At 56.1% G+C, this 15485-nt stretch carries 17 protein-coding genes; 7 read left to right on the forward strand and 10 right to left on the reverse strand.

Annotation, left to right across the window (positions count from 1 at the left end; translation table 11 throughout):
- The first annotated feature begins 111 nt into the window (after positions 1-111).
- Positions 112-237 carry a hypothetical protein gene (locus tag OWK27_RS22745; RefSeq protein ID WP_267591286.1) on the forward strand — a complete coding sequence of 42 codons (126 nt, stop codon included), beginning with the start codon at positions 112-114 and terminating at the stop codon, positions 235-237.
- Between the two features lie 201 nt (positions 238-438).
- Here OWK27_RS22745 and kdsA read toward each other — a convergent pair whose 3' ends face one another.
- From kdsA to hemA, 6 genes are read right to left on the reverse strand one after another with little or no spacing between them, the layout of a single operon-like run.
- Positions 439-1293: a 3-deoxy-8-phosphooctulonate synthase gene (gene kdsA / locus OWK27_RS22750; protein ID WP_003856671.1), complete on the reverse strand. Its 855-nt coding sequence runs from the start codon at positions 1291-1293 to the stop codon at positions 439-441.
- Between the two features lie 36 nt (positions 1294-1329).
- Positions 1330-2139, reverse strand: coding sequence for an invasion regulator SirB1 (gene sirB1 / locus OWK27_RS22755; protein WP_148419609.1), 810 nt, complete (start codon positions 2137-2139; stop codon positions 1330-1332).
- 3 nt (positions 2140-2142) lie between these two features.
- On the reverse strand, positions 2143-2535 hold the full coding sequence (gene sirB2, locus OWK27_RS22760; protein WP_242172502.1) for an invasion regulator SirB2: 393 nt from the start codon (positions 2533-2535) through the stop codon (positions 2143-2145).
- On the reverse strand, positions 2532-3362 hold the full coding sequence (gene prmC, locus OWK27_RS22765; RefSeq protein WP_267591287.1) for a peptide chain release factor N(5)-glutamine methyltransferase: 831 nt from the start codon (positions 3360-3362) through the stop codon (positions 2532-2534). Before prmC ends, sirB2 begins: the two co-directional genes overlap by 4 nt.
- A complete protein-coding gene (prfA, locus tag OWK27_RS22770; RefSeq protein ID WP_148419606.1) occupies positions 3362-4444 on the reverse strand; it encodes a peptide chain release factor 1 in 1083 nt (360 codons plus the stop codon). The genes prmC and prfA overlap by 1 nt, the downstream gene beginning before the upstream one ends.
- Before the next feature lie 41 nt (positions 4445-4485).
- Positions 4486-5742 (reverse strand): glutamyl-tRNA reductase, encoded by a 1257-nt coding sequence (hemA, locus tag OWK27_RS22775; RefSeq protein WP_148419605.1) that lies wholly within the window; start codon positions 5740-5742, stop codon positions 4486-4488.
- Positions 5743-5943: 201 nt separating this feature from the next.
- On the opposite strand from hemA, the gene lolB reads away from it, so the two are divergent.
- The 4 genes from lolB (at position 5944) to dauA (ending at position 10420) form a co-directional block, all read left to right on the forward strand.
- Complete coding sequence (lolB, locus tag OWK27_RS22780; protein ID WP_267591288.1) at positions 5944-6555, forward strand: lipoprotein insertase outer membrane protein LolB; 612 nt, start codon at positions 5944-5946, stop codon at positions 6553-6555.
- Positions 6552-7421 carry a 4-(cytidine 5'-diphospho)-2-C-methyl-D-erythritol kinase gene (gene ispE, locus OWK27_RS22785; RefSeq protein WP_267591289.1) on the forward strand — a complete coding sequence of 290 codons (870 nt, stop codon included), beginning with the start codon at positions 6552-6554 and terminating at the stop codon, positions 7419-7421. Before lolB ends, ispE begins: the two co-directional genes overlap by 4 nt.
- Positions 7422-7546: 125 nt before the next feature.
- Positions 7547-8494 carry a ribose-phosphate diphosphokinase gene (gene prs / locus OWK27_RS22790; RefSeq protein ID WP_003856663.1) on the forward strand — a complete coding sequence of 316 codons (948 nt, stop codon included), beginning with the start codon at positions 7547-7549 and terminating at the stop codon, positions 8492-8494.
- A gap of 246 nt (positions 8495-8740) precedes the next feature.
- Positions 8741-10420, forward strand: a complete 1680-nt coding sequence (gene dauA, locus OWK27_RS22795) for a C4-dicarboxylic acid transporter DauA (RefSeq protein ID WP_267591290.1) — start codon at positions 8741-8743, stop codon at positions 10418-10420.
- On the opposite strand, the gene OWK27_RS22800 is transcribed toward dauA, so the two are convergent.
- Positions 10406-11464: a MerR family transcriptional regulator gene (locus tag OWK27_RS22800; RefSeq protein ID WP_267591291.1), complete on the reverse strand. Its 1059-nt coding sequence runs from the start codon at positions 11462-11464 to the stop codon at positions 10406-10408. The two genes, dauA and OWK27_RS22800, sit on opposite strands and share 15 nt — an antisense overlap.
- A gap of 121 nt (positions 11465-11585) precedes the next feature.
- A complete protein-coding gene (ychH, locus tag OWK27_RS22805) occupies positions 11586-11861 on the reverse strand; it encodes a stress-induced protein YchH (protein ID WP_022648382.1) in 276 nt (91 codons plus the stop codon).
- Between the two features lie 274 nt (positions 11862-12135).
- Between ychH and pth the strand changes: the two genes are divergently transcribed.
- Together pth and ychF are read left to right on the forward strand one after the other, a co-directional pair.
- Positions 12136-12720: an aminoacyl-tRNA hydrolase gene (gene pth / locus OWK27_RS22810; RefSeq protein WP_006810922.1), complete on the forward strand. Its 585-nt coding sequence runs from the start codon at positions 12136-12138 to the stop codon at positions 12718-12720.
- A gap of 126 nt (positions 12721-12846) precedes the next feature.
- Positions 12847-13941 (forward strand): redox-regulated ATPase YchF, encoded by a 1095-nt coding sequence (gene ychF, locus OWK27_RS22815; RefSeq protein WP_003856650.1) that lies wholly within the window; start codon positions 12847-12849, stop codon positions 13939-13941.
- Positions 13942-14025: 84 nt separating this feature from the next.
- On the opposite strand, the gene OWK27_RS22820 is transcribed toward ychF, so the two are convergent.
- Positions 14026-14604: a hypothetical protein gene (locus OWK27_RS22820; RefSeq protein ID WP_267591292.1), complete on the reverse strand. Its 579-nt coding sequence runs from the start codon at positions 14602-14604 to the stop codon at positions 14026-14028.
- A 43-nt stretch (positions 14605-14647) separates the two neighbouring features.
- The gene (locus OWK27_RS22825) at positions 14648-15451 is read right to left on the reverse strand and encodes a hypothetical protein (RefSeq protein ID WP_242172490.1); all 804 of its coding nucleotides are present in this window, start codon (positions 15449-15451) and stop codon (positions 14648-14650) included.
- Positions 15452-15485: the final 34 nt, after the last annotated feature.

Below are 15485 nucleotides of genomic sequence, written 5' to 3' on the forward strand. Positions count from 1 at the left end.
TGTTTCTATAATGCTCGACTGGCCAGTCATGTAATGCTGAACCGCCGCAAGACGGATGTGAAAGGGATATCTCATAAGGACCTCCAGATTCTTTGATCTGGTGTCCAGGATATGGGGTTCAGTGCAGTCGCCACCACCCTGGCGACCCGGGCTCCCGGCGGTAAATCGCCGCTTCGCGGTGCCCTCGGCTTATTCCTTCCGGCTTATCGGGGACGGGCGGATGTAACGTCCCTGTAAAGCCGCCCTCTCGGCGCATCCATGCGCCTCGCCCCGACCTGCAGGAAACGCCTCAGCGATTTACAGCCGGACCAGGGCATCGCTGACAGCCCTCAGTCATTCAGAAAGCAACATTATTGCTTCTTCATAAAAAAATTACCGGGGATCCCTCAGCCCGCAGGGAGAGGGAGAACAAAAAACCCGCCGAAGCGGGTTTTTTTATTAGTTGCTGGTATCCAGCTCGTCGAAGCTCTTCACCAGATCGTCAATTGCCTTAATCTGCTTGAGGAACGGCTCAAGCTTGTCCAGCGGCAGCGCGGATGGACCGTCGCATTTCGCGTTAGCCGGATCCGGGTGCGCTTCAATGAACAGGCCCGCCAGGCCCGTTGCCATCCCGGCACGCGCCAGCTCGGTAACCTGAGCGCGACGGCCGCCAGACGCTGCGCCAAACGGATCGCGGCACTGGAGGGAGTGCGTAACGTCAAAAATAACCGGAGACTGGTTAGAGACGTTCTTCATCACGCTGAAGCCCAGCATATCCACCACCAGGTTGTCATAACCGAAGTTTGAACCACGGTCGCACAGGATCACCTGGTCATTACCGCCTTCGATAAACTTATCGACGATGTTACCCATCTGGCCTGGGCTCACGAACTGCGGTTTTTTCACGTTAATCACGGCACCGGTTTTCGCCATGGCTTCAACCAGATCGGTCTGGCGAGCCAGGAACGCCGGAAGCTGGATCACGTCTACTACGTCAGCCACAGGCTGCGCCTGAGACGCTTCGTGCACGTCGGTGATCACCTTCACGCCAAACGTCTGTTTCAGCTCCTGGAAAATCTTCATCCCCTCTTCGAGGCCCGGGCCACGGTAGGAGTGAATGGAGGAGCGGTTGGCTTTGTCAAAAGAGGCTTTAAACACGTACGGGATGCCCAGCTTTTGGGTCACGGTCACGTAGTGTTCGCAGATGCGCATAGCGAGATCGCGGGACTCCAGCACGTTCATACCGCCAAACAGCACGAACGGCAGGTCGTTTGCCACGTTGATATCACCAATGCTAACCACTTTTTGTTTCATAGGATCGCCTTATTCAGGTGTGAATCGGAATTAAATTTAATGCAGTGTAATGTGTTTATGCGCGATCGCGTTGATCTGCGCGCGAATCATTTCGCTAATCGGATCTTCCGGACATTGCTCGACGAAATAATTCAAATCGTTCAGCGCCACGTGCTCGCAGTCGAGTTGCGCGTAAATCAGGCCGCGGTCGCGGATTTCGTACGGATCTTCCGGATTAAACTGCAGCAGCACTTCGCTTGCGCGCAGCGCCAGCTCCATCTGTCGCTCTTCCATCAGCGCAGACTTCAGCGTATCCAGCAGCTTGCGGATAACCTCAGCGTTATCGGCTTCATCAAGATCTTCATTGAACAGTTCGGCTATCGGGCTGATGTTGCCCTTCAGCCAGACGTCAAGCGTGTGTTCATCCAGCGTGTCGCCGTTAAACGGATTGATTAACCACATCTCACCGTCCAGCCACTCCGCACGCAGGATCATCTGCGTCGGGAAGATGACCGGCACCAGCGGAATATCCAGCCGGTGCGCAACCCAAAGTAAAATGGCGCCCAACGCGACGGCGCTGCCCTGACGATTTTTCAACACCTGGTCCAGCCACAGTGCGTCAGACAGGCGGTACACGCCGCGCGTGTCGCAGAAACCCCATTCGCCGTAGAAAAGCTCAATCAGCTTCTCCAGTTGCCAGTCCTGCGGACGTGCCTGACTGATCTCCTCGCGCGCCAGGCTAACCAGATTTTCCAGTTCAGCGTAAACGTACTGTGACGTAAAATCGTCGCGGATCATCTCTGAAATCAGGATCATACCATCGCAAAGCGGCGCTTTATTAAATTCGAAATCGGCTAAGGACCTCATGACTTACCCCAGTAACGGTATTCTTGTGGTGGCGAGTTTAATGATGATGTACAGCACCACCAGACCCAGCAGAAAGGCGATAAAACCCGTCTGCTGGCTGCGCGGACGATGACGCCCAAGCGCGATAAAACCCAAAACGATGTAGATGATAACGCCAAACAGCTTTTCAGTCAGCCATGCGCCTTTATCAGTAAATGGCAGATAGCCGGTCTTCCACATTAACCCGGCGCCGGAAAGAAACAGCACCGTGTCGATGCAGTGCGGAGCGATGCGCACCCAGCGGGCGTTAATCAGCGGATTATTACTGTAGCGCCACCAGTAGCGGACAATGAAAAAGCCGATGGTCAGGGCAACGGCCAACAGGTGAACGGAGATCAGCAGCGTAAACAGGCTCATGACCGCTTCCCCAGCGTCAGGCGCTCGTTGCCGCCGTAATCCCGACAGGTTTCCACCATGCGATAGCCGGCACGCGTAAACAGCGCCCGCACCGCCTCCCCCTGCGTCCAGCCATGTTCCACCAGCAGCCAGCCATCGGGAAGCAGATGTTGCCGTGACGTTGTCACAATGTGATCGAGATCCGCAAGCCCCTGATTAGCGGCTACCAGCGCCGTCAGCGGTTCAAAGCGTACGTCACCCTGCGCCAGATGCGGGTCATTTTCGTCAATGTAGGGAGGATTGCTGACAATCATGTCGAACAGGCGGTCTTCAAGGGCGGTAAACCAGCTGCTCTGCAGAACGGAAACATTGCTAAACCCCAGACGCTCAACGTTGCGCTGCGCGAGAGTGACCGCATCAGGCATCACGTCCACTGCCGTCACGGTGCAGTCCGGCCGCTCGCTGGCAAGCGCCAGCGCAATGGCGCCGGTGCCCGTTCCGAGATCGAGGATCCGGCACGGCTGCGCCGGTAATCGCGCCAGCGCCTGCTCCACCAGACACTCGGTGTCCGGGCGCGGGATCAGCGTGGCCGCTGAGACGTACAGCGGAAGTGACCAGAACTCGCGTTCGCCTACCAGATGCGCCACCGGCTCGCCGGCTTTGCGGCGGGCAAGCAGCAACTCCAGCTGCGAAAGCTGTTCAGCGGTCAGGATGGTTTCACCGAACGCCAGCAGGTACGTCCGGGCTTTGCCCGTGACGTATTCCAGCAGTATTTCGGCATCGCGCTTCGGGCTTTCACCCGCAGAAAGCGCGCTGGCGGCATGGCGTAGCCAGCGTTGAAAATCCATTAATCCTGCTCGGACAGCGCCGCCAGCTGGTCGGCCTGGTATTCCTGCACGATAGGCTCAATCAGCATATCGAGCTTGCCTTCCATCGCCTCATCCAGACGGTAGAGCGTCAGGTTGATACGGTGGTCGGTCACGCGGCCCTGCGGGAAGTTATAGGTGCGGTTACGGTCGCTGCGGTCGCCGCTGCCCAGCAGGTTGCGGCGGGTAGAGGCTTCCGCCTGCTGGCGTTTGGCCATTTCCGCCGCGTGAATGCGCGCGCCCAGCACCGACAGCGCCTTGGCTTTGTTTTTGTGCTGGGAACGTTCGTCCTGACACTCCACCACAATGCCGGTTGGCAGGTGGGTAATACGGATGGCGGAATCGGTGGTGTTAACGTGCTGACCACCTGCCCCGGAGGAGCGGAAGGTGTCGATACGCAGGTCCGCCGGGTTGATATCCGGCAGTTCCGCTTCCGGCAGCTCAGGCATCACCGCCACCGTACAGGCTGAGGTGTGGATACGCCCCTGCGACTCGGTGGCCGGCACGCGCTGCACGCGATGGCCGCCGGATTCAAACTTCAGTCGGCCATAGACGCCGTCACCGCTGATCTTGGCGATCACCTCTTTATAGCCGCCGTGCTCGCCTTCATTGGCGCTCATGATCTCCACGCGCCAGCGGCGGGACTCTGCATAACGGCTGTACATACGGAACAGATCCCCGGCAAACAGCGCGGCTTCGTCGCCGCCGGTACCGGCGCGCACTTCCACGAAGGCGTTACGTTCGTCATCCGGATCTTTCGGCAGCAGAAGCACCTGAAGCTGCTGCTCCATCTCCTCTGAACGCGCTTTGGCATCCTGCAGCTCTTCCTGCGCCATCTCGCGCATTTCAGGATCGTCGAGCATCATCTGCGCGGTTTCGATATCTTCCTGAACCTGTTGCCAGTCGGTAAAGCATTTTGAAACATCACTTAACTGCGCGTATTCACGCGACAGCGCGCGAAAACGTTCCTGGTCGGCAATGGTCCCGGCATCGCCGAGCAGCGCCTGTACTTCTTCATGGCGCTCGTGCAGAGCTTCCAGTTTAGCGACGATAGAAGGCTTCATAGGCGTAAATGCACCTTGTCATAGAAAATGGGTATAGGGCGCTATTCCAGCCCGAGGCTGTTGCGCAGAATAGTCAGGCGTTCATCATCCCCGTCACGGGCAGCCTGCTGAAGAGATTTGGTTGGAGCATGGATCAGGCGGTTGGTCAGCTTCCAGGCCAGATCCTGCATAATTGCCTGCGCATCGCCGCCCTGTTCAAGCGCCGCGAGCGCTTTGGCCGTCAGGTCATCACGCACCTGCTCCGCCTGACCGCGGTACTCGCGGATGGTCTCGCTGACGCTTTGCGCGCGCAGCCAGGCCATAAATTCGCTGGTTTCCTGCTCAACGATGGTTTCCGCCTGCACCGCCGCCGCTTTACGCTGGGCAAGGTTGTGCGAAATGATGCTTTGCAGGTCGTCAACGCTGTAAAGGTAGGCGTTCGCGAGCTTGCCCACTTCCGGTTCAACATCGCGCGGAACGGCGATATCCACCAGCAGCATCGGCTGATTTCGGCGAGACTTCAGCGCACGTTCGACCATCCCTTTGCCGATAATCGGCAGCGGGCTGGCGGTAGAGCTGATGATAATGTCCGCCTCTTTCAGGCGTTCATCGATGTCGCTCAGGGCAATCACCTCAGCGCCCACTTCATCTGCCAGCGCCTGCGCACGCTCGCGGGTACGGTTGGCGATAATCATCTTCTTCACTTTGTGTTCGCGAAGATGGCGCGCCACCAGCTCGATGGTTTCACCTGCCCCCACCAGCAGCACCGTGACGGTCGACAGCGACTCAAAGATTTGACGGGCGAGCGTACAGGCCGCGAAGGCAACCGAAACCGCACTGGCACCAATGTCGGTTTCGGTTCGCACACGCTTGGCCACGGAGAACGACTTCTGGAACATACGCTCCAGTTCGCTGGCTTTCAGATGCCCTTTCTGGGAATCCGCAAAGGCTTTTTTCACCTGGCCGAGGATCTGCGGCTCGCCGAGCACCAGCGAATCCAGACCGCTCGCGACGCGCATAAGATGGCTGACCGCATCGTTATCCTGATGCCAGTACAGGCTGTTGCGCAGCTCTTCCTCGTTGAGGTTGTGGTAATCGCAGAGCCAGCGGATCAGCGCGTCGTGCAGGTTGTCCTGCTCCTCTACGCTCAAGTAAAGCTCGGTACGGTTGCACGTCGACAGCACCACGCCACCCTGCACCATCGGCTGTGCGAGCAGGCTGTCCAGCGCCAGGTCGAGCGTATCCGGCGAAAACGTAACGCGTTCTCGCAGCGAAACCGGGGCCGTTTTGTGGTTAATGCCGAGTGCTAATAGGGTCATGTTGAGCGGGAGTAGTACCAGCGTTAATAAGGTTAGCAGGACGCATCATACAGGATGCGCGAGATCAATAAAAGAGACTGCACCCTTTCGGAGTAATAGGTTACATAGCGCTTTGAGATAATTTGAACGTAGACGGTGCCCCCCTTCAACGCTAGCATTAACACTTATAACTGCAACGTATCTCAAGGATTTGTCATCATTATGACCCGAATGATTCGCCTGCTGCCTCTGGCGGCCCTCGTACTGTCCGCCTGTTCCGTTCATCAGCCGAAAGGCCCGGGCAAAAGCCCTGACTCACCGCAGTGGCGTCAGCACCAGCAGGACGTGCTGAAATTAAGCCAGTACCAGACCCGCGGCGCGTTTGCCTATCTCTCTGACGAGCAAAAAGTTTATGCTCGCTTCTTCTGGCAGCAGACGGGCCAGGACAACTATCGTCTGCTGCTGCTGAACCCGCTGGGCAGCACCGAGCTGGAGCTTATCGCGAAACCGGGCGAAGCGCAGATCACCGATAACAAAGGCCAGCACTATACCGCGACCGATGCCGAAGAGATGATTGGCAAGCTAACCGGGATGCCGATCCCGCTCAACAGCCTGCGCCAGTGGATCCTCGGCCTGCCGGGTGATGCAACCGACTATAAGCTTGACGAACAATACCGTCTGAGCCAGGTGAACTACACCCAGAACGGTAAAACCTGGAAAGTGGTTTACAGCGCCTATGACAGCAAGACTCAGCCGTCGCTGCCGTCCAATATGGAGCTGACGCAGGGTAGCCAGCGCATCAAGCTGAAGATGGACAACTGGATCGTTAAATGATGACCCGCTGGCCCTCTCCCGCAAAACTGAACCTGTTTCTCTATATCACCGGGCAGCGCGCTGACGGCTATCACACGCTGCAAACGCTGTTTCAGTTTGTCGATTACGGCGACACGATCTTTATCGAGCCACGTCATGACGGTCAGATTTGCCTGCTGACTCCCGTCGACGGCGTGGAGCATGACGATAACCTCATCGTACGCGCCGCGCGCCTGCTGATGAAAGCAGCGTCGGCGTCCGGTCGTCTGCCCGCGGGAAGCGGGGCGGGTATCCGTATCGAGAAACGCCTGCCGATGGGGGGTGGTCTCGGCGGCGGTTCGTCAAATGCCGCGACCGTGCTGGTGGCCCTTAATCACCTGTGGGGCTGCGATCTTTCCATAGACGAGCTGGCAGCATTAGGGTTGACGCTGGGCGCGGATGTACCGGTGTTTGTGCGCGGCCACGCGGCGTTTGCCGAAGGCGTGGGTGAAATTCTGACGCCGGTCGACCCGCCGGAAAAATGGTATCTGATTGTGCATCCCGGAGTGAGTATTCCTACCCCGGTCATCTTTAAAGATCCTGACCTGAAAAGAAATACCCCGGTACGGTCAATAGAAACGTTATTAAATTGTGAATTCAGCAACGATTGCGAGGATATCGCAAGAAAACGTTTTCGCGAGGTTGATGCGGTGCTTTCCTGGCTGTTAGAATACGCGCCGTCGCGCCTGACCGGTACAGGGGCCTGTGTCTTTGCTGAATTTGACACCGAGTCCGCCGCCCGTCAGGTGCTTGAGCAAGCGCCGGTTTGGCTGCATGGTTTTGTAGCGCGCGGGATGAACACCTCCCCCCTACAGCAGGCCATTCTGGCGCAGACTGAGTTTCGGTGACAACGTCACCCTGTTCCAGACGTTGCATCGCGCTCTTTAATACACCGCCTGGATAGCATTCGCTTAGGCCCCGCAGTTTGCGGCGGACGCTATCCACCACTGGACGCATGCCTGAGGTTCTTCTCGTGCCTGATATGAAGCTTTTTGCTGGTAACGCCACCCCGGAACTAGCACAACGTATTGCCAACCGCCTGTACACTTCCCTCGGCGACGCCGCTGTAGGTCGCTTTAGCGACGGCGAAGTCAGCGTACAAATTAACGAAAATGTACGCGGTGGTGATATTTTCATCATCCAGTCCACCTGTGCTCCAACGAATGACAACCTGATGGAACTGGTTGTTATGGTCGACGCCCTGCGTCGTGCTTCTGCAGGCCGTATCACTGCTGTTATTCCTTACTTTGGTTATGCCCGCCAGGACCGTCGCGTCCGTTCCGCGCGTGTGCCAATCACCGCTAAAGTTGTCGCTGACTTCCTGTCCAGCGTTGGCGTTGACCGCGTACTGACGGTTGACCTGCACGCAGAGCAGATTCAGGGCTTCTTCGACGTTCCGGTTGATAACGTATTCGGCAGCCCAATCCTGCTGGAAGACATGCTTCAGCTGAACCTGGACAACCCAATTGTGGTTTCTCCGGATATCGGCGGCGTGGTACGTGCTCGTGCTATCGCGAAGCTGCTGAACGATACCGACATGGCGATCATCGACAAACGTCGTCCGCGCGCTAACGTATCCCAGGTGATGCACATCATCGGTGACGTGGCCGGCCGCGACTGCGTGCTGGTTGACGACATGATCGACACCGGCGGTACGCTGTGTAAAGCAGCAGAAGCGCTGAAAGAGCGTGGTGCAAAACGCGTATTCGCTTACGCAACTCACCCGATCTTCTCCGGTAATGCAGTGAATAATCTCCGCAACTCCGTTATCGACGAAGTTGTGGTTTGCGATACCATCCCTCTGAGCGACGAGATCAAGGCACTGCCAAACGTGCGTACCCTGACCCTGTCCGGGATGCTGGCCGAAGCGATTCGTCGTATCAGCAACGAAGAATCCATCTCAGCAATGTTCGAACACTAATCGAACACGGCCAAAAAACCCGCTGCGGCGGGTTTTTTTGTTTCTGATATGTATTAATGCTCTAAATAATTCGTGTTGCAGGAAGGCGGCAAGTGAATGAATCCCAGGAGCTTACTTAAAGTAAGTGACCGGGATGAATGCGCGCAGCCAACGCCTCTGCAGCGCGAAGTATGACGAGCAATGATTAATGCCTCCTTCACCTGCCATTTATATGACAGATGATGCGCACACGGATGATAGATAATTGTGAAAAACGTAACCTCCTCACATGTTCTGCCCTTTCGCGCCCTCATCGACGCCTGCTGGAAAGAGAAATACACCTCGTCACGCTTTGTCCGTGACCTGATTGCCGGTATCACCGTCGGGATCATTGCCATCCCGCTGGCGATGGCGCTGGCGATTGGCAGCGGCGTCGCGCCGCAGTACGGCCTTTACACGTCGGCGGTTGCCGGGATTGTAATTGCGCTGACGGGCGGGTCCCGCTTCAGCGTTTCCGGCCCGACCGCCGCCTTTGTAGTGATCCTCTATCCGGTTTCCCAACAGTTTGGTCTGGCAGGCCTGCTGGTTGCCACCCTGATGTCCGGCGTCTTTTTAATTCTGTTCGGTCTGGCCCGCTTTGGACGGCTGATTGAATATATTCCCCTTTCCGTGACGCTGGGGTTCACCTCGGGTATTGGTATTACCATCGGGACCATGCAGATCAAGGACTTCCTCGGCCTGGAGATGGCGCACATTCCGGAGCACTATTTGCAGAAAGTGAGCGCGCTGTTTATGGCGCTGCCGACGGCCAACCTGGGCGACGCGGCTATCGGCGTCGTGACCCTTGGCACGCTGATCGTCTGGCCTCGCCTGGGCATTCGTCTTCCGGGTCACCTGCCCGCCCTGCTGCTGGGCTGCGCGGTGATGGGCATCGTCAACCTGCTCGGCGGACAGGTCGCCACCATTGGTTCCCAGTTCCACTACGTTCTGGCGGACGGCTCACAGGGCAACGGGATCCCGCAACTGTTGCCGCAGCTGGTGCTGCCGTGGAATATGCCCGGCTCCAGCTTCACCTTAAGCTGGGATTCCCTTCGCGCCCTGCTGCCCGCCGCGTTCTCCATGGCGATGCTGGGGGCCATTGAATCCCTGCTCTGCGCCGTGGTGCTGGACGGCATGACCGGCACCAAACATAAAGCCAACGGTGAGCTGGTCGGCCAGGGCTTAGGCAATATCGTCGCACCCTTCTTCGGCGGAATAACGGCTACGGCGGCGATTGCCCGCTCCGCTGCGAACGTGCGCGCGGGGGCAACCTCCCCGGTATCTGCGGTCATTCACTCCCTGCTGGTGATTATGGCGCTGCTGATCCTTGCCCCGCTGCTTTCGTGGCTTCCGCTCTCCGCCATGGCCGCCCTGCTGCTGATGGTGGCCTGGAACATGAGCGAGGCGCATAAGGTGGTTAACCTGCTGCGTCGCGCGCCGAAAGACGACATCATCGTGATGCTAATCTGCATGTCGCTGACCGTGCTGTTCGATATGGTTATCGCCATCAGCGTCGGCATTGTGCTGGCCTCGCTGCTGTTTATGCGCCGTATTGCGCAGATGACGCGTCTCTCGCCGGTTAACGCTGAGGTGCCTGACGATGTGCTGGTGCTGCGCGTGATCGGCCCCCTGTTCTTTGCTGCCGCGGAAGGGTTGTTCAGCGACCTGGAATCCCACATCGCGGGTAAACGGATTGTGGTGCTGAAGTGGGATGCCGTCCCGGTACTGGATGCGGGCGGTCTGGATGCCTTCCAGCGCTTTGTTGCGCGTCTGCCGGCAGGCTGCGAGCTGCGGATAAGCAATCTTGAATTTCAGCCGCTGCGCACCATGGCGCGCGCGGGCATCCAGCCTATCCCTGGCCGGTTGTCCTTCTACCCTAACCGGGAAGCCGCATTAGCGGATCTGTGAGTCACGTGATGCAGAGAAGCGTCTCTGCATCATCACCCCTATCGCCTGCTGGAGCCATTCAAGCACGGCAGGCGTCATCCACGTTCCTTTCATCAGATGCGGCTCCTGCTGCATGGCGATACGAAACTTTTGCTGCGTCTCCGGGTCTGTTCCTGCGTATGACTGGAACAGCGCCAGCCAGGTTTCTGCCAGCTGTTGCGCACCGTCCGATGCGGGATCGAGCCGTTCGCGCTGCGCCCTGTGCAGCTTCGCCACCAGCGGCGGCCACTCCATCATGCGGTCAAAGTAATGCGTCCGGGTAAAAGCCATCTCCTCAGCAGAGAGATACTTCTCCCAGATGCTGAGCTTTGATTCGGCAAACGCCCGCGTGATGTAATCAGTCATCTCCGGCGTGATGCCGGTTTGCTCCTGCATCTGCGGCTCAACGCTGTGCATCTCGTTGAGCCGGGTCAGGAATTCCGGCCTGCCTGCGGTATCCTTCTCCAGGCGCTCCATCCAGCGCGACGCCAAATCAATCGCCTGCGGATCCCTGACGTCGACGTGTTGTTCCAGCATTTTTTTGGCCTCCTTGACCAGACCGGACCAGATATCCACCAGCGCCTCTTTCTCCACCGCAAACGGCAGCTGCTGTAATTCTTCTTTGCTAAACCAGCGATCGTACATATTCATTAACTCCAGAGTCTGTAGCCAGGATTCCAGATCCGGCGTCGCATCGTCGTTAAGCCCGGTACGCAATTCCACCAGCCGGTCGCGCAGCGTATGGATGCTGCGCAGCTGCTTGTCCAGCAGGGTGATTTGTCCATCGAGTAGCTCGGTTAACGACAGCGATCCCTGTTCCAGAAACTCCCTTATTTCGGCAAGCTCCAGACCCGCTTTCGCCAGCGTCTGGATCATATGCAGACGCTGCACGTCCGCCAGGTTATAAAGCCGATAGCCTGCCGCGCTTCTGGCAGAAGGCAACAGCAACCCTGTTTGCTCATAGTGATGCAATGTCCGCACGGTGATCCCGGCGCGTTTCGCCAGTTCACCCACCTGAATCAACATAACGGCTCCTTTTGTTCTGCCAGTGTCGCTACTCTGAAGCCTTACGTTACGTGAGGGTCAATGCGTCATGCAAAAAAAAAACGACCCCAGATGGAGTCGTTTCGGTGTTCTTTATTGGGCACTAGCCGTGCTTATGCTGGTCGCGGCGGCATCGTTTATCGTAATGGCGCACCCACCAGTATTTATCGCATACTTCCTCATGTCCGCTCACGCGCGCCCCGGCGAGCCACAATACCGCACCGAGGAAGATGCTCAGCACCGCGCCATGCGCAAAGTATTGTGGGAGGTCAAGCTGCGGTAGTTGGTTTAAAATTGAATAACCGACACCGGCGACCATCACGAACAGTCCCAACCCCATTAGCACGTTACCGAGCATTGAAGCGTTTTTGCGTTTCATATGTCACCTCCGGAACTTTGGGTTGTCAGGGGAAAAGCCCCTTCTCCTTGTGTGTAAAGTATAGACAACAGCTCTTATATGAGTTGCGTGAATGATCACATTTACAGATAACTGCCCGACAAAAATTTACAAATAAGGTATTGAACAGCTTGAAATTCTAATTGTTCAGGTGAGTAATTATTCGCATTTCAAGATGCGGCAGCCAGAATTTTGTCAAGCGGCGCGCCAGACAGTAAACTACGCGCCAGATCTGGAACCCATTAGGAAGTAAAACGTGACGATTAAACTGATTGTCGGCCTCGCCAACCCGGGCGCAGAGTACGCGGCAACCCGCCATAATGCCGGTGCCTGGTATGTCGATCTGCTGGCAGAGCGTTTGCGCGCTCCCCTGCGTGAAGAACCGAAGTTTTACGGGTATACCTCGCGCATCAACCTTGCGGGGGCTGACGTGCGGCTGCTGGTGCCAACCACCTTTATGAATCTGAGCGGCAAAGCCGTGGCGGCCATGGCAACGTTCTATCGCATCAATCCGGATGAGATTCTGGTAGCCCACGACGAACTGGATCTCCCACCAGGCGTGGCAAAGTTTAAGCTGGGTGGTGGCCACGGTGGCCACAATGGGCTGAAAGACATTATCAGCAAGCTGGGTAATAACCCCAATTTCCACCGTTTGCGCGTCGGAATTGGCCATCCGGGCGATAAAAACAAAGTTGTCGGCTTTGTGTTGGGTAAGCCCCCGGTTTCTGAGCAGAAGCTCATTGACGAAGCGGTGGACGAAGCGGCGCGTTGCACTGAGATTTGGCTACAGGACGGCTTAACGAAAGCCACAAACCGACTACACGCTTTTAAAGCGCAATAGTCGGCCTCCTGCGGCTTTTTTACCGCGCGCTGTGCGGGTTACGTGTATAATAGGCGTAGTTATTTACTTTTCTTCAATCGGTTATCACTAACGGATTGATTATCAAGATATTAAGGTGATTTAGAAATGGGATTCAAATGCGGTATCGTCGGTCTGCCAAACGTGGGCAAATCCACCCTGTTTAACGCGCTTACCAAAGCGGGTATCGAAGCGGCGAACTTCCCGTTCTGTACCATTGAACCGAACACCGGCGTTGTACCAATGCCCGACCCGCGTCTGGACCAGCTCGCGGAAATCGTGAAGCCGCAGCGCATTCTGCCGACCACCATGGAGTTCGTGGACATCGCGGGCCTGGTAAAAGGCGCATCCAAAGGTGAAGGCCTGGGCAACCAGTTCCTGACCAACATTCGTGAAACCGAAGCGATCGGTCACGTGGTGCGCTGCTTCGAGAACGACAACATCATCCACGTTAACAACAAAGTGGATCCTGCCGACGACATCGACGTTATCAATACCGAGCTGGCGCTTTCTGACCTCGACACCTGCGAACGCGCCATTCACCGCGTGCAGAAGAAAGCCAAAGGCGGCGATAAAGACGCGAAAGCGGAGCTGGCTGCGCTGGAAAAATGTCTGCCACAGCTGGAAAACGCGGGCATGCTGCGCGCGCTGAAAAACCTGACTGACGAAGACAAAGCGGCGATCAAATACCTGAGCTTCCTGACCCTGAAGCCAACCATGTACATCGCCAACGTTAACGAAGACGGTTTCGAGAACAACCCGTACCTCGACAAAGTGCGTGAAATCGCGGCGGCTGAAGGTTCTGTGGTTGTTGCCGTGTGCGCGGCGGTTGAATCCGATATCGCCGAGCTGGACGATGCCGACCGTGAAGAGTTCATGGCCGAGCTGGGTCTGGAAGAGCCGGGCCTGAACCGCGTGATCCGCGCGGGCTATGAGCTGCTGAACCTGCAGACCTACTTCACCGCAGGCGTGAAGGAAGTGCGTGCGTGGACCATCCCTGTGGGAGCAACTGCGCCTCAGGCTGCTGGTAAAATTCACACCGACTTCGAGAAAGGCTTTATTCGTGCGCAGACCATCGCGTTTGAAGACTTCATCACCTATAAGGGTGAACAAGGCGCGAAGGAAGCGGGCAAGATGCGTGCAGAAGGGAAAGATTATATCGTTAAAGATGGCGACGTAATGAACTTCCTGTTTAACGTCTAAAAGATAAAACGGCGCTTTGTGGGGATCTTCGCTGCCTCATATAGAAGCCAAAATATAAAATCCACGCCACTGCGTGGATTTTTTTTACACGTTAGCTACTCTAGCCACCACGTTTACAGGCCTGTATCGGGAAGGCTCCCCATCCCGCGGGCTCTCCGGGCAAAGGGCGGGCCAGTTATCCTTCCACACCCGCAGCAGCGAATAAAGCGTGAGCGCATTACTGATGCCAAGCTTACCAAGAGCCTTTACCTTATGCGAGCTATAGGTTTTTCGGTTCATACGGCGCAACCTGGCCTTGTCATCAGCATCGGTTTCTTCGCACATCACCCTAATCGCCCATTTCTCTCTCTCGGTTAAGTGCGGTCTCCCCAGAGTATTAACCCGATGGCCAGACAGATAAAAGGCATATGTCTCCAGAGAAACATCACGCTTAAAATAAAAACTGCGGCAGTGCAGCAACGCGCTGTAAGGATCGAATATTTTGTTCCTTTGCAGTTCGCCAGAATCAAAAATATATGCCGAGCGCAACCCGGTATCAAAAATGACGAGATGGCGGGTATTCACAGCCGGCATCTCTTCTGCGATAACCTTCAGCCCCCCGATAAAATAGTTATCATTAGAAATAATTTGCACCTGTCCGCCCGTTTCAAATTGCTGAATCATAAAAAGGCGCACGCAGCGGCGCCTTGTGTTATTAAATCAAAGACTATCTGGAGCAATGCTCCATCAGGACAAACAAAGCGTCATTGCATTTCGCTGGATCACGCATATAGGCTTCAGGCGAAAAGATCTGCAGCGGCAATCCCGCGTTCGTTAGTACGGTGAGATTATAGGGCGACTTATTATCTACCCCTTCTGCATAGCAAATCTCTTTATATCGCTGAGGAACGGAAAGTAATGAGCAGAAGACATCGTAACGCTGTGCATCAGCGCCAAACCGGCTGGAGACCAGCGTTTGCACGGCCTGCGGATCGTCTTTGAATTTATTAAGACTCTCGATTTCTACCGCCGTGAGCTTATTTTCACCGACCGTTTCACCCAGCCAGCGCTTGACGCAAACCGCCGCGTTTGTGCCCGAAATATCACCGCTACGGATAGCATCCGCCATCTTTCCCGGCTGCTTCAGCGCGGCGTTGATCGTCCGAATTTTATCCAGCTCGAGGCTTTCTCTGAACATACCCACCATATAATCAGGATTTTTATCCATGCGTTCCGTCATGGCCAAACGTAGCTCTTCAGCCGCAGCCGGTTGGATATTATTCAGTTTCGGGTTACCTGCGGTCTTACTCTTATTCGGCACAAGCGAGCTTATCGCCGAGGCAACATGCCGCAGTCCGGACTGAACGGACCTGCCCATCGTTTCCAGCGAATTTGCAACACATTCCAGACAGGAAAGAAAGCCTCGCTTAATCGTTCTCAGACCATCACTCACGGCGGTCGTCACGGAATGTAAAATGCTATGATCTATTTTTCTCGGCTCAAAGCCGGAGTTAATTGACATGGTCGCCATAAATATACCTTTAGTTAATGTGAAACGTCGCCAC

The sequence above is a fragment of the Enterobacter cloacae complex sp. 2022EL-00788 genome (genome assembly GCF_026627565.1).
In the GTDB taxonomy this organism is placed as follows: Bacteria; Pseudomonadota; Gammaproteobacteria; order Enterobacterales; family Enterobacteriaceae; genus Enterobacter; species Enterobacter pasteurii.